Here is a 23,490-nt window from a genome sequence, read left to right as displayed (position 1 = left end):
GTCACGGGCAGCCGTCGTCCGCCGACAGTCTGCCGAGATAGCGGTCGCGTTCCGCACCCGAGAGCGGGTCGGTGGCACTGCACACCCAGCGGCGCGCGGATTCGCGGTCGGTGGTCTGCAAGTAGACGACGCCGGTGCCGTCGCCGGCGACCGGATACCCGGGACCCGAGCCGGCATCGGTCGGCACCACCCAGTTCGACACCGTCCGCGACCCGCCGAGCACAGGAGAGACCGCCGCCCCCTGAGTGAGCGAGCCGTCGGCGCCCAGGGCGAAGTCCACCACCTCCCGCGTCCCCGTGCTGATCATCAGCCGGCCTCCCGATCGGCCGATGGACTCGGCGTGCAGGTCGCTGACCCTGCTGACCACCGTCGGCGGGCCGTCGTCGATCCGCCACACCGCCAGATCACCGGCCGCCAGAACCACGTACCTGCCGTCGCGGGCGAACGTCGCGTCGGCCACCTCCTCGCCCATCGGCAGCACCAGCGGTCGGGAATCGGCCCGGTCGAGCCGGTAGACGTAGCCGTTGCCGTCGTCGGCGGTGACGGCTAACCGAGAACCGTCGACCGCATAGCTCACACTGCGGATGAGATCCCCCGGCCCGCCGAGCGGATCGCCGACCGGTCGCGGCGCCGCCGGATCGGTCAGATCCCAACGTTGCACGCGCCGGTCGTCGATCCCGGCGGCGAGTTCACGCGTGCCGGGAGCGAAGGCGAGCGCATTGGTGTATCGGGTCCCGACTCGGAGTTCGCCCACCCGGCGCGGGCGATCGGGATCGCCGAGATCCCACAGTTCCACCAGGCCGCCGTTGTTGTTGGCCGTCGCGGCGAGCATCCCGTCGGTGGTCACCGCGACGCTGGGCCGGTTGTTGGCCCGGCGATCGATGTCGACACCGCCGCGCTGGTGCCACTGCCCGTCGTCCCGGGTCCAGACGTTCAGCCGGGCGTCGGAACCGACCGTCACCAGCCGGCGGCCCGACGCGTCCATGTCCACGCCGCTGATCAGTGCGCCGCGGTCCGGGAGCAGGCCCGGCGGCAGGGTCCAGAGGTCCACCTCGCCATCCGACCGCCCGACGGCGAGTTCCTGACCGTCGGGGCTGAACACGGTGCTGACCATGCGCACCGCTCCGGGTGCGGCCGATCGCTGCAGCTCCCAGAGCGGCAACGGATCGGAGATCGACGTGGTGTTCCAGACATGCACGATCCCGTCGGTCCCGGCGCGGGCCAGCAGCGGGCGCACCGGGTTGGCGGCGATGGACCACGAGCCGCCGGTGACGCCGGCCAGCGACGTGGTGTCCGGCCGGGGCGCCGCCGGGTCGGTGACGTTCCACAACTGCACGTTGGCGCTGTCGCCGGTGACGGCAAGCACCGAGTCACCGCGGGTGAAGGCCAGCGCGTGGGTGATGCTGGGGAATCCGCGCAACGGTTCGCCCGCGGGCCGCGGGGTGTCGGTGTCGGCGGCCGTCCAGAGCCGTACCGTCTGGTCTTCCCCGCCGGTCGCCAGCACCGTGCCCGCGGAGTTGAACGCGAGCGAGCGGACCGCGCGGGTGTGGCCGCGCAGGACCGCGGTCTGCGTCGGCGGACGGTCGCCGTCGACGCGGTACACGGTGACCGTTCCGTCGTCGGACGAGGCCGCCAGGTGAGCGCCGCTGGGACTGAAGCGCGTGAGATACGCCGCGCCGCTGCCGGGCCTCAGTGTCGCGATCTCCCGAGGAGACCCGGGATCGGCGACGTTCCACAGCCGGACCGTGCCGTCGCCGCTCGCCGCGGCGAGCAGCCGGCCGGAGCGATCGAAATCCACCGAGGTGACGAACGACCCGAAGCCGCCCAACCGGGCCACCTCGCGGAAGGGCTTCACCGCACCATCGGTGCGCTGCCACACGCGAACCGTGCGGTCGTTGCTCGCCGACGCGAGCAGCCGTCCGTCGCGGGAGAACATGACGTCGTAGACCGCGCCGGTGTGCCCGTCGAGCGAGCGTGCGAGCGGTGAGGTGTATGCCGCGAGCAAGCCGCTGCTGACCTCGGTGTCGTCGGCGTAGTGCTGATCCGCCACCGCCAGCATCCGCGCGGCCAGCGACGGATCCGAACTCACCAGTCCTTCGATGCTGGACATGACGGCCGCGTGTTCGGCGCTGTTGCGCTGCCGTGCGAGATCGCTCGCCTGCCGGGTGGCGATGATCGCGGTGATCGCGGACGCCAGCCCGAGGACCACCACCAACGTGATCGAGGCGAACCGGAGGCGCTTGCGGACGGTCCGTTGCCTGCCTGCGGCGTCGAGGAACTCCGCGGCACCGGCCGGCAGCAGGACCTGACGGTGAGCGCCCAGTTCGGCGCGGTTGGCCTGCGAGGTCGCCAGCCGGGCTCCGCTGTAGAGGTGGTCCGCTGCGCGGCCGCTCTCGTTCCACGCGTCGGTGTCCGCCGCCAACTGCTGCATCCACTGGATCAGATCCGCGTCTTCGGCGATCCAGTCGGCCATCCGCGGCCATGCGGACATGACCGCCTCGTGGATGAAGGTGACCGATTCCGAACTCACCGTCAGCAATCGGGCGTCGGAGAAGGCGTCGATGATCCGCGTGGCCGATTCGGGGAAGCGCTCCCGCAGATCGCTCGGGGCGACGGCGTTGCGCATCGGCGTCCGGCGAGGACCGAACTGGACCAGCGCCAGCAGCAGTGCCCTGGCCTCCTCGTGGTCGGCCGGGTCGAGTGCGGCCCAGGTGCGTTCCGCGGTCTCGGCGAGCGCCGAGGTGATCCCGCCCGCGGCGCGGTACGACCCGACCGTCAGCCGGTTCCCGGTCCGTTTCGCCCACATCACCTGGAGAGCGTGGGCGAGCAGCGGGAGCCGTCCCGCGCGATCGCCCTCGGTGGAGGCCTGGTGCAGATCGTCGATCATCAGATCCGCCAGACCCTCGTCGATCCGGCCGCCGGCCATCCGCACCGGCTCGATGATGACCTGACGGAGCTGGTCGTCGGACATCTCGGACAGGATCATCGAACGGTCCTGCCACGCTCGGGCGAGCATCGGGTACTCGACGCAGGCGCGGAAGAAGTCGGCGCGGATACCCAGGACCACCACGCTCCCGGCGTCCGAGAGTTCCTGCACCCGATCGAGCACGGCGCGTCGCCGCGTCTCGTCGTCGAGCGCGAAGACCTCTTCGAACTGGTCGATCACCACCAGCGCCGCACCGGCGGCCACCTCGTCTCCGACGAGTCCGGACGGCCCCACGCGCAGCGCGATCGCGGTGTTCCACGGTTCACCGGCGCGGGCGAGCCCGGCACCGAGCAGTGACGACTTGCCCGCCCCCGACACTCCGGTCACCACGACGACCCGATTGCCCGCCGAGTCCCGTGCCTCGGAAAGCAGCCCCGAGAGGGCGGCGATCGTGTCGTCGCGTCCGAAGTACCTGTCGCGGTCGCGGGCACCCATCGAGGCGAGTCCGGGAAAGGGCGTGTCCAGCCTGGCGCCCGACGCGGGGTCGTGGTGGCGTTCCCAGAGCCGTCTCCATTCGGGCATGGACACGAGGTCGTCGGCACCGGCGTCGAGCGCCCGCCGGTTGAGCCACATGATCAGCGGCAGGACGGTGTCGAAGTCCCGCGGGACGTGTCTGCCGTTGCGCCAGTCGCTGATCCGCTGCGGCGTGGCCTCGGCGCGACCGAATCTGGCCATTCCCTCCGATGCCGCACGCAGCGTCGGCTTACCGGCTTGGCGGAAGAGTCTCGCGAGCGCCGGACCGAACTCGCTCTCCGGCGGCGTCGAGGTCACGACTGTGAGGTTATCCGAGCACCGGATTCCGGGGAATTTCTCCGGTCCGGATAACTCATCCACACCTGTGACCAGTGACGATGCGGACATCGGCGAGAGATTCGTTGAATCGGCACATCGCGGATTCCTACTGTGATATGGACTCGCCGCCGGGCGGGTCTCTCTCTTCTACCGTCGGGGTAATCAACACATGACCAAGCGTCTGATCACAGCGTTCACGCTGCTCGTCGCGTTCTTCGCGACCGCCGCACTGATTCCGGCCACCGCAACGGCGGCCACCCACCACACCCGTGAGGGTGTCACCGTGGAGCTGACCACCGGCCAGCTCTCGGCCAAGCGGATTCCGCCGCTGGACGGTTCTCCCACCTCGGCCGAGGCCCTGCTCTCGTCCGACGTGCACGCCGCGCTGACCGGCATCAAGGACAAGAAGGTCAGCGCCACGCTGGAGGTCGGCTACCAGATCGGGTATCCGGTCTCGATCGCACCCGGTGGCGTCAAGATCACCGCGCACACCCCGGATCTCAAGCTCACCGGCGGCGTCGACGCGAAGGTGAACCCGAACGTCACCGTCTCCGGTACCGGTGGCGGCGGCTCGGTCGGCGACGTGGGTGTCAGCCTGGGCGCGGAGTCGACGATCATCCCGGCCACCGACCTCGAGTTCGAGGTGGCCGCGGGCAAGATCACCACTGTCTCGCTCGCGAAGATCGCGCTCACCAAGCCGACGGCCGACATCGTGCTGTCCGGCGTCGAGCTTCACGCGACCAACGCGCTCGGCCCGATCTCGGTGCGTCCGTTCACGAAGATCTCCGTCACCACCGAAACCGGCGTCTACGTCTACTACGCGTACGGCAAGACCAGCCGGATCTGACCCGCTCTCCCGCGACGGGGCCGGTGCATCGCGCGCCGGCCCCGTCGTCGTGGCGGCTGCGCCGTAATAAGCATGTAATGCAGTGGTCAACCACACGAAACGAGCATCCGGTTTCATGCCGCACCCGCTGCGCCGATAGAGTGACCAACGGAAATTGGCCCGAGAGGACCGGAATTTGCGGTGTGCGCCGAGCCCGCCTCGTCCAGCGCACCAGTTGGGAGTACTACACATGACCGCATGGGACAGCGATCTCCAGGGTTGCTACGACATGGTTATCAACCGCAACCCCGGTGAGCCCGAGTTCCACCAGGCCGTTCAGGAAGTCTTCGAGTCGCTGAGCCCCGTCATGGTCAAGCACCCCGAGTACCAGGACGTCCTGGCCCGGATGTGCGAGCCCGAGCGTCAGATCATCTTCCGCGTGCCGTGGATCGACGACGCCGGCCAGGTCCAGATCAACCGCGGCTTCCGCGTCGAGTTCAACTCGGCCCTCGGCCCGTACAAGGGCGGCCTGCGGTTCCACCCGTCGGTGAACCTGTCGATCGTCAAGTTCCTCGGCTTCGAACAGATCTTCAAGAACGCTCTGACCGGCCTGCCGATCGGAGGCGGCAAGGGCGGCTCGGACTTCGACCCCAAGGGCCGCTCCGACCTCGAGGTCATGCGCTTCTGCCAGTCGTTCATGACCGAGCTGTATCGCCACATCGGCGAGTACACCGACGTTCCCGCCGGCGACATCGGCGTCGGCGGCCGCGAGATCGGCTTCCTGTTCGGCCAGTACAAGCGCATCACCAACCGCTACGAGTCCGGCGTCCTGACGGGCAAGGGACTGTCGTGGGGCGGTTCGCAGGTCCGCCCGGAGGCCACCGGTTACGGCGCTGTCTTCTTCGTCGACGAGATGCTGAAGGCCAAGGGCGACAGCTTCGAGGGCAAGAAGGTCCTCGTCTCCGGTTCCGGAAACGTCGCCACTTACGCGATCGAGAAGATCCACCAGCTCGGCGGCACGGTCATCGCCTGCTCGGACTCCTCCGGCTACGTCGTCGATGAGAACGGCATCGACCTGGAGATCCTCAAGGAGGTCAAGCAGGTCCGCCGGGCCCGCCTGAGCGAGTACGTCGAACTGCGCGGCGGCGGTGCCCGCCTGGTCACCGAGGGCAACCTCTGGCAGGTGCCCGCCGACATCGCGCTGCCGTGTGCGACGCAGAACGAGCTGGATGAGAAGGACGCCGAGGCACTGGTCCGCAACGGATGCAAGGTGGTCGCCGAGGGCGCCAACATGCCCACCACACCGGAGGCCACCAAGGTCCTGCTCGCTGCGGGCGTCGGCTTCGCGCCGGGCAAGGCCGCCAACGCCGGCGGTGTGGCGACCTCCGCGCTGGAGATGCAGCAGAACGCCTCGCGCGACTCCTGGACGTTCGAGTACGCCGAGGAGCGTCTGAGCTCCATCATGCGCACCCTGCACCACACCTGCCTGCAGACCGCCGACGAGTACAACGACCCGGGCAATTACATCCTGGGCGCCAACGTCGCCGGTTTCGTTCAGGTCGCCGACGCGATGAACGCGCTCGGCGTCATCTGACCGACGCAGTCATATGAGAAAGGCCCGCCGTCGGCGGGCCTTTCTCATTGTCCGGGAGTGGTCAGGCGGTCTCGGTGGCCACCCGATCGACGGCCTTGGTGAAGACCTTGTTGAACGCTGCCAGGTCGGGAGTCGACTGCGGGGAGGCGTCGCTGGCCTGCACGCTGACCAGGTAGCCGTTGACCATCGCGTAACCGACGATCATCGACGTCTTGGTGGTGGTTCCCTTGAAGTCGATCGTGGAACTCTGCTGCACGACGATCGCGTCGTCCGCCTTCGTCTTCGGCGCCGGAATCACCTTCGAGACGGCCGTGCCCTTCGCGCCCGCGGCCTGGCCCTCGGTGATCTCGACCTTGATCTTGCCGCAGTCGCCGGTCACGGCCTTGCGGAAGTCCTCCACGGAGTGGTCGACCACGGAGACGGTCTCAGCGAGCACGGAGGTGCCCTTCATCGCGATGACGAAGCCGGTCTTGGCGAGGTCGATCTTGTCTGGAAACGCACTCAGCTGCATGCAGTTCGCCGGCGTCACCTTCGCGCTCTTCGTCGAGCTGAGAACGGAATCGGCGACCTTCTGGATCTGGTCTCGCGGAACCGGGGTCACCTGGTACCCGGCCGGAAAATCGGCCTTGCCGATCACCAGCGTCGGCGCCTTGCCCGCATCTACGGACGGTGCGGCGGCCGACGATGCGGGACCCGGCACCGGTGCGCCGTCCTCGGTCGAGCCGCAGCCGGTCACGAGCAGCAATGCCGCGCTCGCGGCAGCGGCGGCGCCGGCAATCCTCTTCATTGTCATCACGTCGGTCTTCATCCCTATCTGGTGATACTGAGTAGACGGGACAATCCTGACCGATGCGGAATCCGGGCGCGGCACCGGCATCCCGTCGAGGCGGCGGTCAGCGCGCGGCCTTGGCGATCGCCCTGGCGAAGACGTCCTCGAAAACCGCACGATTCAGATCGGCGGTCTGGTCGACGGCGCTCATCTGTACGGTGACCGCGTAACCGTTGACGAGGGCGTTTCCTACCAGCAGACTCGTCTCACCGGATTTGGAACCGTTCACGGTCCTACTCCGGCTCTCCACCGCCAGGACCTGGTCGGCGGCCCCGCGCGGTACGTCGATCACGGTATGCGTGACGGTGATCTCCGCACCTTTGACCGGGCCGGCCTTCACGTGCACACGGACGACGCCGCAGTCGCCGGTGACCTGCTTGCGCGCAGCCTCGAGGTCGACGCCGCCGTCGATCTCGGCGACGGGCTGCACCGACTCGCTGATCGCATCGTCACCATCGGTCGCCGCCATCACGCCGACCCTCTTCGGGTCGATCGTGGTGACCATCGCTCCGGATGCCGCACACTGCGCGGGTGCGATGTCGACGTGTGCGGTGGAATCGGAGAGTTGCTCCGTCATCTGCGCGAGGGCGTCCTTGCTGAGCCGGGCGGTGTGGAAACCGGCGGGCAGTTCGGCCTGTGTCAGCGGCAGCTCGGCGGCCTCGCGCTCGGCAGCGGTGGACGAGCCGTCGGTGCTGCATCCCACCGAGGCGAGCACTGCGCCACCCGCCAGCATCGCCACCGACATCCGGATCGCCCTGCCCGCCATGTGTCCCCTTCGACTGTGGTTTCAGTACTGAATGTACTTGCCGGACATCCGGGCCGTCCCCGGCCGTCTCCGCTCGGGCGTCCGGTTCACCGGCTCGCCGATCGGTCTCCGAACCACTCCCGGATCGGTTCACCTCCCACCAGGTGCCGCTCCACCACATCGGCGACTCGCGCCGCTGTGAGTCCGGCGTACCAGACGTCGTCCGGATAGACCGCGACCACCGGCGCCTGCGAGCAGGGGAACAGGCACCCGGTGAGCGTGATGAGGACGTCGTCGTCGCCGAGCCGCCGGGCGTCGAGTTCGGCGGAGAGTTCCGACTGCGTCTCGGCGCCCCCTCGCGCCGAGCATCGGGGACCGCGGCAGACCAGCACGTGTCGCGCGAACCCGGGAACCGCGTCCCAGGCCTTCGTCGCGAGCGGGGCGGTGGTATCGCGGGCCGGGGCCCCGCCGTCGGCGGCAGCCCGCTCGATCAGATTCGCGTAATCCGTTGTCTGGCAAAGCGATCCGCCGATCCTGATATCCGGCGCGGAGCCCGCCGGGCGGTTCCGCAGCCAGTGCCCGATCACGCGGCGGAACCAAGCGTCCATCTTTCGGTCGGCGAGCGTCTGACCGCTCAGCACCACCACCGAGTCGGCGCCCTCGCGGGCCGCCTCGTCGAGCACCTCGGTGACGGTGTCGGACTCACCGCCCAGGACGGCGGAGCGGAAGACCGTGCCCGGATGGCGTTCGGCGACCTCTCCCAGCGCACGGGCGAGTTCGCCGTGCACATCCGCGCCGCGATCCGTCGGCGCCGTCACGATCACCCAGTCGGCGTCGATCATCACTTCTCCCCGCCTGTGGCCGAAACCACGCCGCACATGACGATCAGTGGCCCGCCGGTGACCGGATGGCGAAGCACCTGCGCGTCGAGGCCGTAGACGTCCGCCAGCAACTCGGGCGTCAGCACCTCGGAGGCGCTGCCCTGCGCACGGACGCGGCCCTCGTCGAGCACGACGAGGTGGTCGCAGTACATCGCGGCGAGTTGCAGATCGTGCAGGGCAGCGAGGACGGTGAGGCCGAGATCCCGGGCCAGCTGCAGCAGGTGAAGCCCGGCCGCCACATCGAGATGGTTGGTCGGCTCGTCGAGGACGAGGACCTTCGGGCGCTGCGCCAGCGCCCGCGCCATCTGGACCTTCTGCCGTTCGCCGCCGGACAGGGTCTGCCAGGTGCGGTGCCGCAGATGCTCGATGCCGAGCGTTCCGATGGCCTGATGCGCCTCGTGCGCGGCGTCTCCGAGCGGCCTGGCCCATCCCCCGGCGTGCGGGATGGTGCCGAGCTCCACAATCTGTTCCACCGACAGTTCCAGGACGGTCGCCGAGTGCTGTTCCACCTCGGCGACGGTGCGCGCGAACTCGCGGCGGCCCAACTCCCGGACGTCGGTGCCGCCCAGCAGCACCTGGCCGGCGTCGGGCCGCTGCCAACGCATCACCATCGACAGCAGGGTCGACTTTCCGGACCCGTTCGGGCCGATCACGCCGGTGAATCGGCTGGCGGGCGCCCGGGCCGTGACGTCGTCGAGGATTCTCCGCTCGCCGCGGGCGAAGCTCACCGCCCGCATCTCGATGCCGGGCATCCCGGTCTCGGTCCCGGTCATTCGGTGCCTCGCTGTCGCCGGAGCAGGTAGATGAAGGCGGGCACGCCGATCACCGAGGTGACGAGCCCGAGCGGCAGTTCCCGCGACGGCATCACGCCGCGGGCGATGATGTCGGCCCAGACCACCACCAATGCCCCGAGCACCACCGCCACCGGCAGGACCCGATAGTGCAGCGGGCCCACGAGAAAGCGCACCATGTGCGGCACCACGAGCCCCACGAACCCGATGATCCCCGACAGCGCCACCAGGACGGCGGTGCACAGCGACACCAGCGCGTAGAGCACCCAGCGAGTGCGGGCCACGTGAGTGCCCAGGCTCGCGGCGGCGCGTTCACCGAAGGCGAAGGCGTCCAGCGTTCGGGCGTGGGCCAGCACGGCGACGATCGTGCACACGGTGACGATCGCGGTCAGCGCGAGGGTGTTCCAGCGGATGCCGGCCACCGACCCCATCGACCAGAACATGACGCGGTCGGCGGTGCCGTGCGGGCCGAAGTAGATCAACGCCGAACTCAGCGCCGCGGCGAGTTGCCCGACGGCGACGCCGGCCAGGATCAGTCTGCCCGGAAGCAGCGCGCCCCCGCGCGTGACCGCGATCGCGAACACCAGCAGCAGCGAACCCATCGCCCCCAGAAACGCTGCGACGGAGACCACTGAGCCACCGGCCATGCTGCCCATGCCGACTCCCGTGCTCAACACCACCACGGCGCCGAGAGACGCACCGCCGGACATCCCGAGGATGTACGGGTCGGCCAGCTGGTTGCCCGTCAACGACTGCAGGACGGTGCCGCAGACCGCCAGGCCCGCACCGATGAGTGCCGCTCCGACCACCCGCGGCAGCCGCAGCTGAACGACGATGTTCTCGTCGAGCACATCGGACGTGCCGATGCCCACGCTGCTGCCGAGCGCTCGCACCACCGTGCCCAGCGGCAGATCGGCCGATCCGACCACGATTCCCAGCGCCATGCTGATCAGCAGCAGGACCGTCAGTCCGGCCAGCCAACCCGCCAGGGCCGGTGTACCGCGGAGCCGTTCGCGCACGCGCCGACTACTTCGCGAGCGCGTCCGACAGCTTGGCGGCGCCGTCGATCAGCCGCGGACCGGGGGTGCTCTCAGCGAACGGGATCACCACGAACGATCCCTTCGCGACGGCCTTCAGGTCCTTGAGCGCCGGGTCGGACTCCAGATACTTCCGCTTGGCGGCGGCCGGATCCCAGTCGGCGTCCACCAGGACGATCACGTCCGGATCGGCTTTGAGCACCGCCTCCCAGCCGGTCTCGGCCCAGTTGCCGGAGAGATCCCCGAAGACGTTCTTCGCGCCGACGGCGTCGATCACCAATTGCGGCCCGCCGTCGCCGGCACCGACGAAGGGCTTGTCGGTCGAGGAATCCCACCACAGAACCGTCTTGCCCCGTCCGGCCGACTTCGCGGTGAGGTCGGCTAGCTTCGCGCGCATGTCGGCGTTCACCCGGTCGGCATCGGCCGTCCGTCCGAAGAGCACGCCGTAGTCGCTGGTCTCACCGGCCACCGCGTCCCAGGACGAGGCCGGACGCTTCGACTTGTCCTCGCAGCCGAAGGGCGACACGTAGGTCGCCACACCGAGGTCGTCGAACGACTGCCGGCTTCCCAGCGCCTTGTCGTCGAAGGCGCTGCTGTACGACGCGGCGATCAGGTCGGGGTGCTTCTCGAGGACCGCTTCGCGGGTGGGGTACTTCTCCGACAGCACCGGGATCTCGCCGTAGGCTGCGGCCCATTGCGGGGCGATGGCGCTGTCGAGGTAGGCGGTGCCGACCAGTTGCCCGCCGGCGCCGACGGCCAGGGCCGACTCGGTGGCCCCCTGGTTGACGGTGATGGCCGCGTCGGCCGGCTTCTTCAGGGTGACGGTGCGGCCGCAGTTCTGCAGGCTGATCGCCGAGCCGTCGGCGCCCGATGCGGGATCGTCGCCGGAACAGGCGGAGACGGTGAGGACGGTGCCGGCGACGGCCAGGATCACCGCGTTCTTCAGGGTGCGCAATGCGACCCCCCTTTCCAGATACTCGTGGAACTTCGGGGTACGCCGCGGCCGGTCTCCTGGCTACACAGGACTGCCGGCGGTCGCACCTTCCCAGATGACGAGCACCCAGTGGCTGGAGTCCTGCACTCCCGGCGACTTCCGGACCTGTTCACAGTGGCGAGTACCGCGCCGGCTTCTCACCGGACTTCCCGAGCACCGTGACGTATCGCCCGAGTGTATCCGGGCACGGCCGGGACACTCGGGCGACCTCGAATCAGGCGGGGTCTTTGAAGTACACGAGCTGGTGCGTGGTCGCGAGGAGCACCTCGCCCGACCAGAGCTGTCCGTACTGGTCGAAGTGACCGTGCCCGAACCGGGCGGCGCGCGCCGTCGCGAGGACGTGTCCGGTTCCATGCGCCTCGAGTTCCTGCGCGGTGGCGTGGAAATACGTGGTCAGGGTGATGGTGCCCGCCGGCATGTAGGTTCCGTGCCGGAGAAAGACACGAGGGTAGAAGACATCGGTCATCGCGGTGAGCGCCGGGAAGTCGAGCGGCCGCTCGGGCCGGTCGCGCAGCCACAACGTCGACGTCGAGTCGGCGTCGTTCCTCCCGTCCATGCCGCCCGCGACGAACCGCTTGTCGTAGTTCTTGGCCCAGGCGATGAAGTCCACGTACTCGCTGACCTCGACCTCCTCGGCGGGCGGTGCGGCCGGAGGCGTCGGCTCGGTGTCGGACCAGGTGTCACGGGCGACGCCGAAGACCGCGGTGCCGGTGGCCGCCACCTGTCCGGATTGGCTGATCGTCACCACCCAGTGCTGATTGGTGCGGTTGGTCCGGACGGGCCGCAGGTCGAGATCCCACTGTCCTTCGGCGATCGGTGCCGCGTAATTGATGGTCAGCGCGAGCGGATCGCCGAGGACGTCGGGCCGCTGCTGGATGCCGTTGACGACGGTCGCGGCCGTGATGCCGCCGAACGGGCCGACCATGTTGTTGTACGCGGGATGCGTCTGCGCGCGGACCACATGGTCCGACGCCGTGGGCGTGAGGGCGATGGCCTCATCGAAAACGTGAGTCATGCGTCGACGGTAACAGAACGATCGTTCTACTCACGCGTACCCTGGGTGCATGGCAACACTCCCCGTCCGCGACCGACTGCTCCTGTCGGCGACTCAGCTGCTCCGGAGCAAGGGAGCCGACGGATTCGGAATGTCGGAGCTCATGGAGCACAGCGGCGTGGCGCGGCGCTCGATGTACCAGCACTTCCCCCGCGGCAAGGCGCAACTGCTGGAGCAGGCCACCGACGAGGCGGCCAGGCACGCCTCGTCGCGCCTCGCGGCCGCACTGTACGGCCGGACCGCTGTGGCGGGTCTGATCGTCATCGTGGACGAGTGGAAGCAGACCCTGGTGCGCCACGACTACCGCCTCGGCTGCCCCCTGGTGGCCGCCTCCACCTCCGCCGCGGAGTACCCGGGTGCGGCCGAGCGCGCCGCCACGGCTTTCCAAACGCTGGCGGGCCAGATCGCCGCGTCCTTCGAGGCCGACGGACTGGCCGCGGACGCCGCCCGACGCGCCGGCGACATGCTGGTGGCAGCCCTCGAAGGCGCCATCATCACCTCTCGCGCCACCCGTTCCACCGCACCGCTCGACGCCTTGTCGGCACACATCCGCGAGACGTGGGGCTGAGCCCTCCGATATTCGGTCGACAGACCTCCGCCAGCCCTGTACAAAAGTACATGTACATTCGTACAGAATTGTGAGGGAGTCATGGCCAAGCACGACCCGGAGGCACGGCGGGCGGCGATTCTCGCCGCGGCGGCGGATCTGGTGGTCGAACTCGGACCGGCCGCGCTGACGCACCGCCGCGTCGCCGAGCGTGCGGGTGTGCCGTTGGGATCGACGACCCAGTACTTCACCTCCATCGACGACCTGCGCACCCAGGCCCTGGAGCGGCTCGCCGCGGAGGTCGACGAAGACCTGGCCGCCGTGCGGAGCAGCCTGGTCGCGGCCGGCGGGTCAGCGGAAGCGCTGGTGGATCAGATTCACGACTACCTCGCCGACAGCCGCGCCGTCGCGGCCGACGTCTCGCTGATGTCGGCGGGCCTGTTCGATCCCGAACTGCGCGCGCTGTCGCTCCGCTGGCAGACCAATCTCGTCGAGATCTTGAGCGATTACGTCGGACCCGACAACGCGCTCGCCCTCGCGATCGTCTCCGACGGCGTCGTGATGCACGCGGCATTGCACAACACCGTCGTCTCCAAAGACTTCCTGCACACTCTCGTCGCGCCGTTCATGGCGCAGAAAAGACAACCGTGATGACTGCCTCACCCACCACGGGGAGCACCGGCTACTCCACCGTCCGCGCCTGGCTCGCGACCGCTGTGTTGAGTGCGAGCCTGCTCGTGATCGTGATGGATATGACGATCCTGAACATCGCTCTTCCCGCGATGTCGGCCGACTTGGAGCCCACCGCCTCCCAGCTGCTATGGATCGTCGACGTCTACTCGCTGGTGCTCGCCGGGCTGCTCGTCCCGGCCGCATCGTTGGCCGACCGCTGGGGACGCAAGCGGATGCTGTTGGCCGGGTACGCCGTCTTCGGCGCCGCATCGCTGCTCGTCCTGGTCGCCGAGTCGGCGACCGCGGTGATCGCCATCCGCGCCCTCCTCGGCATCGGCGGCGCGTTCATCATGCCGACCACACTGTCGACGATCCGCGTCCTGTTCACCGACGCGCGCCGGCGGGCGCGCGCACTCGCGGTGTGGTCGTCGGTCGCCGGTCTCGGTGCGGCGATCGGCCCGCTGGTCGGCGGTTTCCTGGTGGAGCACTTCTCCTGGCAGTCGGCTTTCCTCGTCAACGCTCCGCTGATGGCGCTGGCCGTGGTCGCCGGGGTCTTCCTGCTCCCCGAGTCGCGGTCGGCCGACCCGGGAGTCTGGGACTGGCTGGGCATCGCCCTCTCGTTCTCCGGCATGGTGCTCCTGATGTGGTCGGTGAAGCACTTCGGTGCCGAATCGAGTCTGCTGGTCCCCGAGGGCTGGGCCGCGTTCGCCGCAGGAGTGCTGCTGCTGACCGTCTTCGTCCGCCGCAGTCTGCGCCAGGACCGGCCGATGCTCGACGTCGGGCTGTTCCGCAGCCGCGTCTTCACCGGCGGTATCGCCGGCGCCCTCGGCTCGATGTTCGCGATGGCCGCGGCCCTGCTGCTGCTCGCCCAGTGGCTGCAGTCGGTGGAGGGCAGTTCACCGATCCGTGCCGGCCTGCAGCTGGTCCCGCTCGCTGTCGCCTCGGCCGCCGCCTCGCTCGCCGCACCGCGTCTGGCCGAACGCGTCGGTCCGCGAATCGTCATTGCCGGCGGCATCGCGGTGGCCGGCATCGGCATGATCGCCGTGTACCTGATCCCCGGAGAGCTGCACTACGCGTCGGCCGTCGTGTCGTTGATCCTGGTGGGTGTCGGCATCGGATCGCTGGCGATCGGCTCGGCGCTGATCATGTCGGGCAGCCCCGAGAACCGCGCGGGCAACGCCGCCGCGATGGAGGAGACCTCCTACGAACTCGGCAGCGTCATCGGTGTCGCGCTCCTCGGCAGCGTCGCCGCGGTGCTCTATCGCAGCCGGCTCGACGAGTCCGGCGCGCTGGACGACCTCGATCCCCGATTGCACGACGCGGCCCGCGAGTCGATCGGGTCCGCGGCGGGCGTCGCCGATCAGCTGCACATGCCGAACCTGGCACAGCAAGCCGGTACCGCGTTCACCGATTCGCTGCAGATCACCAGCCTCACCGGCGGTCTCATCATGCTGGCGGTCGCCGCGGCGGTGTACGCCCTGGTTCCCGCGGGTACGCGTATCGACGCCGAGGTGGTCGAGGGATGAGCCGGGCTCGGGGTCATCTCCCCGTGACGATCTGAAAACGCGTGCCGGGCTCCGGTCGCGGAAGGTCGTCGCGACCGGAGCCCGATGGTAGATTCGCCGCGTGTCGACGGCGAGGTCTCTCCCCGAACCGGTCCGCGGACGGCTCAGTGACGGACGCGAGATACTGCTGTTCGACGACGGCGAGGCCTCCGTCCTGCGCCCCGACCGCCGCGACCTGCCGACGGATCGCGGTGCGACGACCGTCCGCCGAGACCCCGTCACGAACGACTGGGTGATCGTGGCGCCCGCGCGCCAGGACCGTACCCATCTGCCGCCGCGGCGGCAGTGCCCGCTGTGCCCCGACCCGGAGGGTCTCCGAAGCGAGATCCCAGCGTCGGACTACGGGGTGGCGGTGTTCGAGAATCGCTTCCCGTCGCTCGCCGCACCACCGGAGCATGCCGGTGCCGGAGCGTCGCCGCCGGCGAGCGACGATCCGCTGCGGACCGAGATTCCGGGCACCGGCCGCTGCGAGGTGGTCTGCTTCACCAGCGACCACGACGGTTCGTTCGGCGCACTCCCCGAACGCCGCGCCCGCCTGGTCCTCGACGCTCTGGCGCACCGGACCGCCGAGCTCATGGCGTTGGACGGCGTGCGCGAGGTCCATTGTTTCGAGAATCGCGGCGAGGAGATCGGCGTGACCCTCGGTCACCCGCACGGCCAGATCTACGCCTACCCGTTCCGTACCCGACGCACCGAATCGATGCTGCGGTCGGCCGGTCGGTATCGGCGCGAGCACTCCGCAGACCTCTTCGAAGCGATCCTCGCCCGCGAACTCGAAGACGGCGAGCGAATTCTCCTGTCGACCGCGCACACCACCGCGTTCGTACCGTTCGCGGCGCGCTGGCCGGTGGAGGTGCACGTCTACCCGAACCGGCACGTCCGCGGTCTCGGCGAACTCACCGACCGGGAGGCCGACGACCTCGCGCGGACCCAGCTCGCGGTCCTTCGAGCCTGCGACGCCCTGTACGACGCCCCGCTGCCCTACGTCGCGTCGTGGCATCAGTATCCGGCCGACGCGGCCGAGGGCTACCTGCACGCCGAGATCTTCTCGATCCGCCGCAGCGCCCACAGACTCAAATACCTGGCCGGGTCCGAGTCGGCGCGCGATGCCTTCATCACGGACAAGACCCCCGAGAACATCGCCGAGCAATTGCGTGCGGCGCTCGGCCGACAGGCGGACCATGGCAGACATGCCTGAGGGATCGGCCGGCAGCACCTCGCCTCCCGGACCGCGGTCGCGGGAGCCGGAGGTGCGCGCATATGCGCCGGGCCGAGTCAATCTGATCGGTGAGCACACGGACTACAACGACGGGCTGGCGCTGTCGATCGCGCTGCAGCTCGGGACCACGGTGAGCTTCCGGCCGGACCCGGCCGCCGAATCGGTCGTCGTCTCCTCCGACCTCGCGCCCGGCCGGGCCGGCGTGCCCATCGACACCGCTCCCGACGATGACGCGGCGCACGGCACCCGGGTGACCGGCTGGGCGTCGTATGTGGCGGGCTGTGTCTGGGCGCTGCGCGAACACGGTGTCCGGGCGCCCGGCGGGCGCATGGCGATCCGCTCCGATGTGCCGGTCGGAGCGGGACTGTCGTCGTCTGCCGCTCTGGAGTGCGCGGTGCTCCACGCGCTGGCCGCCGCGGCCGAGGCCACCGTCGACCGGCGCACCCTCGCGCTGATCGCCCAGCGCGCCGAGAACCGATACGTGGGCGCCCCCACCGGTCTGCTCGACCAGTTGAGCAGTCTGTACGGCGCCGACGGCACCGCTCTGCTCCTCGACTTCCGCTCACTGCAGGTGACGCCGGTGCCGGTGACTCTGGGCGGCGCGGTGCTCCTCGTCATCGATTCGCGGTCCCCGCACCGGAACGCCGACGGCGAGTACCGGAGGCGACGAGCGGCGTGCGAGGACGCCGCCCGCCGCCTGTCGGCGCCCAGCTTGCGCTATGTCCGAGATGACGGCTGGCGAGCACTCCGCGGCGACGAACTGCGGCGCCGCGCCAGGCACGTTCTCACCGAGAACCGACGGGTCCGGGACGCAGCACAGGCGTTGCGCGACGGAGACTGCACGCGTTTCGGAGAACTGATGAATCAGTCGCACCACTCGATGCGCGCCGACTTCGAGATCACCACACCCGGCATCGACCGCATCGCGGAGACCGCCCGCGACCTCGGCGCCTTCGGGGCCCGGATGACCGGCGGAGGATTCGGCGGCAGCGTCGTCGCCCTGGCACCGGCCGAGGCCGCGATGCGGATCGAGAGCACGTTGCCGGGTCTCGTCGCCGATGCCGGCGATCCGCGTCCGACGGTGATCCGTGTCCGTCCGGGCGCGGGAGCCGGTCCGGTGATGGCACAGTGACACTCATGAGCACCGAACAGGCGGCGATCGCGCGCCGCGCCTACGAGACTCTTGAACCCTTCCACGTCCTCGCCTACTTCAATCCGGGCCTCGGCGACGCCCAGACCGACCTCGGGCTCGACGGCCACGCGTTCTACGTCGGCGCTCGCGGCGCCCCGATGGGCGAAGCCACGGGAGCGGTCGTAGCCGCCGCTTTCTACAACTTCTCACCCGCGCTCATCGAATCCGCATGGGACCGCGCTCGGGCCGTCGGCCTCGAGAAGGTCGCCGAACGGCGGTACGCGATGCTCGACGAGCAGTACCGCGCCATCCTCGGCGACGCGTGCGAGCGGATCACGCCGCTGCTGCCCGAGTACGAGAAGGCGGTCGGAGGACTGCCCGTCTCCGGTCGGCCCCTGGGCGCGGCGCGGGCGTCCACCCCGATTCCCGACGCGCCGCATCTCGCCCTCTGGCGTCACTTGTCGGTACTCCGGGAATGGCGCGGCGACAACCACATCGCCGAGCTGATCGGCCACGGTCTGGACGGGATCGACGCCGGCGTCTTCCACGAGGCCGCATTGCCCGACCCGACCGTCCGTCGACGGGTGATGGGGCATCGGTTCTTCCTACTCACCCGCGGGTGGTCGGAGGACGACTGGGACGCCTCCGTCGACCGACTGGCGCGGCGCGGTCTCGTCGAGATCGGCGACGACGGACACCGCCTCACTTCGGCGGGCTTCGACCTGTATCAGGACATCGAAGCACGCACCGACCTACTGACCGGCGCGAGTCTGGGCACCGACGTCGCCGACCTCATCGAGCGCACTCGCCCCTTCGTCAAGCCGGTGCTCGACGCCGGCGTGCTCCCCGGTACGTCGAAGAAGTCCTGACGAGCGCCTCCCAGGCCCTCCCCAGGCTGGTTGAGCGAGCGTCCTCCTCAGGCTTGTTGAGCGAGCGAAGCGAGTCGAAACCCCAGACCCCGCCCAGCGCACCTCCCAGGCTCGTTGAGCGAGCATCCCTCCCCAGGCTTGTTGAGCGAGCGAAGCGAGTCGAAACCCCCTCTACCCCTTCAGATTCGCCGCCAGCCAGTCGACGGTCTGCATGCCGAACAGGTCAGTGCCCCAGCCGTACATGTCGGTGATGAACTTGACCATGCTGCAGTCCGTCGGCTGGTAGTCGACGCGAGCGCCTCGGCTGCGCCACGCTCGGACCAGCTTGCGCGAATCCGCAGCCGGTACCAGCGACATCGGCGAGTCGTCGGCCACGCACGACGCGACGAGTGTGCGCACGCCCTTCGCTGCCGTCCCCTGCCCCATCACGTTGTCCCGGTAGGCGCGCTGGAACGCGGGAATCGTCGCAGGCGACTCATTCCCCTTGAACAGCGTGTTCAGCGGTACCAGCGGCAATGTGAAGTACGCGGGCGTCTGGCACTGGGTCCGGTAGTAATCGGCCACAGCGCGTCCCGCATCCGTGAGGTGGTCGTCGATCCGCATGTCCGGGTAGTGCGGCTCCAGGCCCAGAAGGGTCGCCATCGCGAAACCCGAACCGACGGAGCCGTCGGCGGTCGCGATGAAGTTCCGGTAGTTCGGAACCATTCCCTCGAGCACCGCGGCCTTGATGTTCAGTTCCGGCGCGTACTGATCCTTCATCTCCAACGCGTGACCGGTGCCGACACCGCCGCCGGCGATGCCGAACATGCCGATCGGAGACGATGCGGACAGGCCGGCATCGCGGACCGCGAGCGCGGCGCGCACCGCGTCGAGACTGGTGCGGGCGTTGTACTTTCCGGCGAACACGCCGTGCGGGCGCGGGTCGCCGTTGTTACCGACGTCCGACATCACGACGGCGTACCCCTTGCCGAACAACTGTGCCAGCGGCCCGAGGGCCGACCACGAGGCGCCGTCGATCGGATCGCCACCGGTCCACATCACCGACGGATGGCAGTTGGCGCCCACGCTGTCGTTGGCCATCTGGTAGCTGACGATCGGCCGCGTGGCGTTCTTGCGGCCGTCGCGCGGGATCATGATCAGCCCGGTGCTGATATCGGGCTCACCGTCGAGCGCCGTGGTGACGTACATGATCTTGTACGCATCCACGTCGCCCGGGCGGAAGCCGGCGAACTGGATGGCCACGGGCTCGGCCTTCAGCAGCGTCCCGGCCTTCTCCGACCCCGTGAGTCGCGGCTCCTTGTAGAACGGGTCGGTGGACTGCAGCGGCTTGAGGATCTCGTCGGGCGTACCCATCCGGCCGTGCTGGAAGGTCCCGAGTACGAAACCGTTGAAGACCTCGCCGAGTTGCGGAGTGCGGTTCGGCGGTCCGGCTGCGGCCGGCGCGGCTGTGAGGGAGGCACCGACGGTCAGGGCGCTCAGCAGTGCGACCGCCGCGACGATCCAACGCTGCGCTTTCATCGGACCTCCACCTTCAGCGTGTCGAGCGCCGACTGCATCATCGGCAGGAGATTGAAGATGGGGCGGTGCTGCTCCATCTGCGGATCGGCCGGCATCACCAGTTCTCGGCGCAGGTCCGGCCAGCGGTTCTCCACCTGGAATCGGTACTTCGGCAGCAGTTCGTGGGTGATGTAATCCCATCGCTCGTCGAAGACCGACCAGTTCCACGACGGCAGCGGCACGGTCGCGGTGACGGTCCGCCCGTCGGGCGTGGTCCCCGTCAGCTTCAGCGGCTTGTACGAGCGCAGCGGAAGGACTCCGGCCACCGACGGCGACCCGGCGAGGGTGCTCGCGTAGGTCATCGCCTCACCGACGTCCCCGCGGTAGGCGCGGACCGTGTCCCACTGCTCGTTGATGATCTCGCCCTGCTCACGCCTGAGCAGGCGCGCATTGCCCGCCGCGATCCCGTCGAGCGTCTTGCTCGCGACATCCTCCCACGCCTTCATGACGTCGGCGGGGAAGAGTCCCGCTCGGTACATCTCTCGCAGTGCCGACAGTCCGCCGGTCACGTATGCGCGGTGCATCGGCATCAGGTCGCTGAAGATGTTCTTCTGCATCACGAGGATCGAGCCCTGCACGTACTGGAGGTCGGCCGGCGTGAGGGTGGCGCCGACGCGGGCCAGCGCGCGCAGACCCTTGGGGAGCTTGTCGATCATCGTCGGTCCGAACGCCCTGTTGGTCTCGGTGACGATGGCGTTCGCCACCGGTGCCAACCGCGTGAACTCGTAGACGTCGGTGGCCAGCTCGAAGTCGAGGAGCCCGCCGCCGAAATCGGCACCGACGAGCCCGCCCATCCCGGCCCACTGGAGTTCGCGGTGCTTGAGCTGCAGGTTCTTGTAGAACTGGTACGACTTCGTGAGGTTTCCGCGGTTCGCAGTCACTCCCGCGCGCGGGTTCCACGACTTGAGGTCGATTCCCGCCGCCACTGTTGTGTCGGCCAGCCAGTACTGAAGCACCAGGGCCTGGTACGACGTAGGCGCGACCCCTCGTTCACGCGCCTCGTCGAGCAGGTTCTTCAGGACCTTCGGGTCGGTGGGGAGTGCCGGGTTGACCCCGCCGGGACCGTGATCCGCATGGCGATTGACCAGCGGCAGATCCAGGTACCGATCCAACTCTCCGGCGGCCGACGCGGGCGGCGCAAGGACGGCCGATCCGGCCAGGGCCACCACCAGAGCCGCTGCCATCAGAACGACGGCCCTCCAGCCGATCGTGCGAATTGAACGCATCGGTCACCTCCTGCGACTCGAGGCCGCACCGATCACGCGAGCCTGTCCGGCTCGCTGGTCCGGGATAGTGAATCACCGCGTTGTCACAACGACAAATGGCACGATCCGTCTCGACCTGCAGGTCAGAGCGCGATGAATCTGATAACGGTGCAGGTCCAAACCGTATGCAGCGGTCGCGAACGGCGGATTCGGGCGGGTCGCGGGAGCCGGTCGTCACACCACAAATCGCTCGATCGGGTGACACGCCGCCCGCCGGAGCCGCCCATCGCCGCGGTGCGATAGTGGAGTGCATGGCACTGCGTCCCGACCAACTCCTCCCCCTCGCCGGTTACACGGTCGTGACTCTCGAACAGGCCGTCGCCGCGCCGCTCGCGTCCCGCCATCTGGCCGATCTCGGCGCCCGCGTCATCAAAGTGGAACGGACCGACGGCGGCGATTTCGCCCGCGCCTACGACGACGCCGTGCACGGCACCGGCGCGCACTTCGTGTGGCTGAACCGCGGGAAGGAATCCATCGCCGTCGACCTGAAGTCGGACGAGGGGCGCAAGGTGGTCCGTGCGCTGATCCGCGACGCGGACGTCTTTCTGCAGAACCTGGCGCCGGGCGCTGCAGCGCGGCTCGGCCTGGGGGCCGACGAGTTGCGCGAGGAGCACCCCGAATTGGTCACGGTCGATCTGTCGGGCTACGGCCGAGGCGGTCCGTTCGAACAGCGCAAGGCTTACGACATGCTCATTCAGGCCGAGAGCGGCCTCATCTCCATCACGGGTACACCGGAGCATGCCGCCAAGACCGGGATTCCGACCGCCGACATCGCCTCCGGAATGTACTGCGCGCAGGCGGTTCTCGCGGCGCTCCTGCGTCGCTGCCGCACCGGAGTCGGAGCGGCGGTCGAGGTCTCGATGCTCGAATCGACCGTCGAATGGATGGGACATTCGCTCTACACGCAGATGTACACGGGCGTGCAGCCGCCGCGAATGGGCGTGAGTCATGTGTCGATCGCGCCGTACGACTCGTACCCCACCAGCGACGGACAGATCTTGATCGGCGTTCAGAGTGAAGGAGGCTGGAAGGCGCTCACCACAGTGTTGGGCGTCCCCGAGTTGACGACCGACCCGCGATTCGCCACCAATATGAAGCGAGTCGAGAACCGGGCGGCGTGCGACGCCGCAGTGGCGCAACGGACCAGGCTGTGGACCACTGCGGAGCTCGACGCGAAGCTTTCCGCCGCGGGTGTTCCGGCAGCCCAGATCAACGAGCTCGAACAGGTCGCCGAGCATCCGCAGCTCTCCGCACGGGATCGCTGGCGCACTGTCGGTACCGAGTTCGCGCAGGTCAAGGCACTACTTCCGCCGGTCACCTTCGATGACGTCGAGGCGGCGATGGGCGACGTTCCGGCACTCGGCCGCCATACAGCCGCGCTGCTCGCGGAACTCGGCTACGACGAGCAGGACGTGCAGCGGATGTCGGCCGCCGGTGTTGTTCGCGTCGGCGACTGAGAATCGAACGTAGGTCGATCGCGTCAATGTTGTTTGTCATAGGTGGGTGATAGCGTTCAGGTAGTCAAGAAAACGTGGTGTGACCAGCTGAAACACTCGGGGGAGGTGGCAGCGATGACCGATCCGATCACCACCGGTGTCACCGCTCTCGCGCTGCCGAACCAGCCCTCAGAGTTGTTCGCACTGATCGATGCCGCGGCGGTCAAACTCGCCGAGACCTCCCTGTCGCCGGAGACCGAACCGGAACTGCTGGCCCACACGCAGACCGCCGAACGGATCCGGCGCCGCTGGGACGGCATCTCCGCTGCGCTGCTGGTGGAGGTCTCCGACCGCAACGCTCACCGCACCGCCGGCTATCTGAATCCGCACCAATACCTCTCACAGGGCTTGCGGCTCGGAACCCGCGAGGCGGGTCGGCGGCTGCGGATGGCTGAGGCGATCGGCGAGTTCTCCAACTTTCAAGGGCAGACGCTGCCTCCGCGCAAGCCGGCTACCGCCGCCGCGGTGGCGGCCGGGACTGTCGGCGCCGAACACGCGTTGGTGATCTCGGGCGTTTTGGCGAAAGTGCCCGGCTGCATCTCGCCGGAAGTCAAAGCCCGTGCTGAGGCGGAGTTGGCCGAGGCTGCGGCCGGGTTGAATCCGGATGATCTGGGCAAGGTCGGCGACCGCCTGCTCGCT

General features: G+C 68.9%; 20 protein-coding genes and 1 riboswitch. Of the genes, 10 read left to right on the top strand and 10 right to left on the bottom strand.

Annotation, left to right across the window (positions count from 1 at the left end):
- Position 1 precedes the first annotated feature (1 nt).
- Positions 2-3,757 (bottom strand): NACHT and WD repeat domain-containing protein, encoded by a 3,756-nt coding sequence (locus ABFX36_RS17360; RefSeq protein ID WP_346077582.1) that lies wholly within the window; start codon positions 3,755-3,757, stop codon positions 2-4.
- Positions 3,758-3,947: 190 nt separating this feature from the next.
- On the opposite strand from ABFX36_RS17360, the gene ABFX36_RS17355 reads away from it, so the two are divergent.
- Together ABFX36_RS17355 and gdhA are read left to right on the top strand one after the other, a co-directional pair.
- A complete protein-coding gene (locus tag ABFX36_RS17355) occupies positions 3,948-4,625 on the top strand; it encodes an MspA family porin (RefSeq protein WP_006897948.1) in 678 nt (225 codons plus the stop codon).
- Between the two features lie 229 nt (positions 4,626-4,854).
- Positions 4,855-6,198, top strand: a complete 1,344-nt coding sequence (gene gdhA / locus ABFX36_RS17350) for an NADP-specific glutamate dehydrogenase (RefSeq protein WP_006897947.1) — start codon at positions 4,855-4,857, stop codon at positions 6,196-6,198.
- A 61-nt stretch (positions 6,199-6,259) separates the two neighbouring features.
- Here the strand turns inward: gdhA and ABFX36_RS17345 are convergent, their stop codons facing one another.
- The 7 genes from ABFX36_RS17345 to ABFX36_RS17315 form a co-directional block, all read right to left on the bottom strand.
- Complete coding sequence (locus ABFX36_RS17345; protein ID WP_346077579.1) at positions 6,260-6,985, bottom strand: hypothetical protein; 726 nt, start codon at positions 6,983-6,985, stop codon at positions 6,260-6,262.
- 106 nt (positions 6,986-7,091) lie between these two features.
- Positions 7,092-7,793 (bottom strand): hypothetical protein, encoded by a 702-nt coding sequence (locus ABFX36_RS17340; protein WP_346077577.1) that lies wholly within the window; start codon positions 7,791-7,793, stop codon positions 7,092-7,094.
- A gap of 86 nt (positions 7,794-7,879) precedes the next feature.
- Complete coding sequence (locus ABFX36_RS17335) at positions 7,880-8,614, bottom strand: (2Fe-2S) ferredoxin domain-containing protein (RefSeq protein ID WP_346077575.1); 735 nt, start codon at positions 8,612-8,614, stop codon at positions 7,880-7,882.
- A complete protein-coding gene (locus ABFX36_RS17330) occupies positions 8,614-9,426 on the bottom strand; it encodes an ABC transporter ATP-binding protein (RefSeq protein ID WP_346077573.1) in 813 nt (270 codons plus the stop codon). Before ABFX36_RS17330 ends, ABFX36_RS17335 begins: the two co-directional genes overlap by 1 nt.
- Positions 9,423-10,463: a FecCD family ABC transporter permease gene (locus ABFX36_RS17325; RefSeq protein WP_346077571.1), complete on the bottom strand. Its 1,041-nt coding sequence runs from the start codon at positions 10,461-10,463 to the stop codon at positions 9,423-9,425. Before ABFX36_RS17325 ends, ABFX36_RS17330 begins: the two co-directional genes overlap by 4 nt.
- 7 nt (positions 10,464-10,470) lie before the next feature.
- A complete protein-coding gene (locus tag ABFX36_RS17320) occupies positions 10,471-11,436 on the bottom strand; it encodes an ABC transporter substrate-binding protein (RefSeq protein ID WP_346077570.1) in 966 nt (321 codons plus the stop codon).
- A 29-nt stretch (positions 11,437-11,465) separates the two neighbouring features.
- A riboswitch (cobalamin riboswitch) is annotated at positions 11,466-11,651 on the bottom strand.
- A gap of 38 nt (positions 11,652-11,689) precedes the next feature.
- Positions 11,690-12,490, bottom strand: coding sequence for an acyl-CoA thioesterase (locus tag ABFX36_RS17315; protein WP_006897939.1), 801 nt, complete (start codon positions 12,488-12,490; stop codon positions 11,690-11,692).
- A 49-nt stretch (positions 12,491-12,539) separates the two neighbouring features.
- Between ABFX36_RS17315 and ABFX36_RS17310 the strand changes: the two genes are divergently transcribed.
- The 6 genes from ABFX36_RS17310 (at position 12,540) to ABFX36_RS17285 (ending at position 18,533) form a co-directional block, all read left to right on the top strand.
- Positions 12,540-13,097: a TetR/AcrR family transcriptional regulator gene (locus tag ABFX36_RS17310; RefSeq protein ID WP_346077569.1), complete on the top strand. Its 558-nt coding sequence runs from the start codon at positions 12,540-12,542 to the stop codon at positions 13,095-13,097.
- Between the two features lie 81 nt (positions 13,098-13,178).
- Positions 13,179-13,727 (top strand): TetR/AcrR family transcriptional regulator, encoded by a 549-nt coding sequence (locus tag ABFX36_RS17305; RefSeq protein WP_346077567.1) that lies wholly within the window; start codon positions 13,179-13,181, stop codon positions 13,725-13,727.
- On the top strand, positions 13,727-15,274 hold the full coding sequence (locus ABFX36_RS17300; RefSeq protein WP_346077565.1) for an MFS transporter: 1,548 nt from the start codon (positions 13,727-13,729) through the stop codon (positions 15,272-15,274). Before ABFX36_RS17305 ends, ABFX36_RS17300 begins: the two co-directional genes overlap by 1 nt.
- Before the next feature lie 100 nt (positions 15,275-15,374).
- A complete protein-coding gene (galT, locus tag ABFX36_RS17295) occupies positions 15,375-16,511 on the top strand; it encodes a galactose-1-phosphate uridylyltransferase (RefSeq protein ID WP_006897935.1) in 1,137 nt (378 codons plus the stop codon).
- A complete protein-coding gene (gene galK, locus ABFX36_RS17290; RefSeq protein WP_006897934.1) occupies positions 16,504-17,664 on the top strand; it encodes a galactokinase in 1,161 nt (386 codons plus the stop codon). The genes galT and galK overlap by 8 nt, the downstream gene beginning before the upstream one ends.
- 5 nt (positions 17,665-17,669) lie before the next feature.
- Complete coding sequence (locus tag ABFX36_RS17285; RefSeq protein ID WP_346077563.1) at positions 17,670-18,533, top strand: SCO6745 family protein; 864 nt, start codon at positions 17,670-17,672, stop codon at positions 18,531-18,533.
- A 171-nt stretch (positions 18,534-18,704) separates the two neighbouring features.
- Here the strand turns inward: ABFX36_RS17285 and ABFX36_RS17280 are convergent, their stop codons facing one another.
- Complete coding sequence (locus ABFX36_RS17280) at positions 18,705-20,051, bottom strand: lipase family protein (RefSeq protein WP_006897932.1); 1,347 nt, start codon at positions 20,049-20,051, stop codon at positions 18,705-18,707.
- On the bottom strand, positions 20,048-21,316 hold the full coding sequence (locus tag ABFX36_RS17275; RefSeq protein WP_006897931.1) for a hypothetical protein: 1,269 nt from the start codon (positions 21,314-21,316) through the stop codon (positions 20,048-20,050). Before ABFX36_RS17275 ends, ABFX36_RS17280 begins: the two co-directional genes overlap by 4 nt.
- A gap of 290 nt (positions 21,317-21,606) precedes the next feature.
- Here ABFX36_RS17275 and ABFX36_RS17270 point away from each other — a divergent pair, with 290 nt between their 5' ends.
- Positions 21,607-22,812, top strand: coding sequence for a CaiB/BaiF CoA transferase family protein (locus tag ABFX36_RS17270; RefSeq protein ID WP_006897930.1), 1,206 nt, complete (start codon positions 21,607-21,609; stop codon positions 22,810-22,812).
- Positions 22,813-22,926: 114 nt separating this feature from the next.
- Positions 22,927-23,490, top strand: a 564-nt coding sequence (locus tag ABFX36_RS17265; protein WP_346077560.1) for a DUF222 domain-containing protein, incomplete at its 3' end; no start/stop codon positions are given.

It is taken from the genome of Gordonia cholesterolivorans, assembly GCF_039531975.1.
Classification (GTDB): Bacteria; Actinomycetota; Actinomycetes; order Mycobacteriales; family Mycobacteriaceae; genus Gordonia; species Gordonia sihwensis.
The sequence above is the reverse complement of the archived record's forward strand: the minus strand, read 5'-3'. Positions and strand labels throughout refer to the sequence as shown.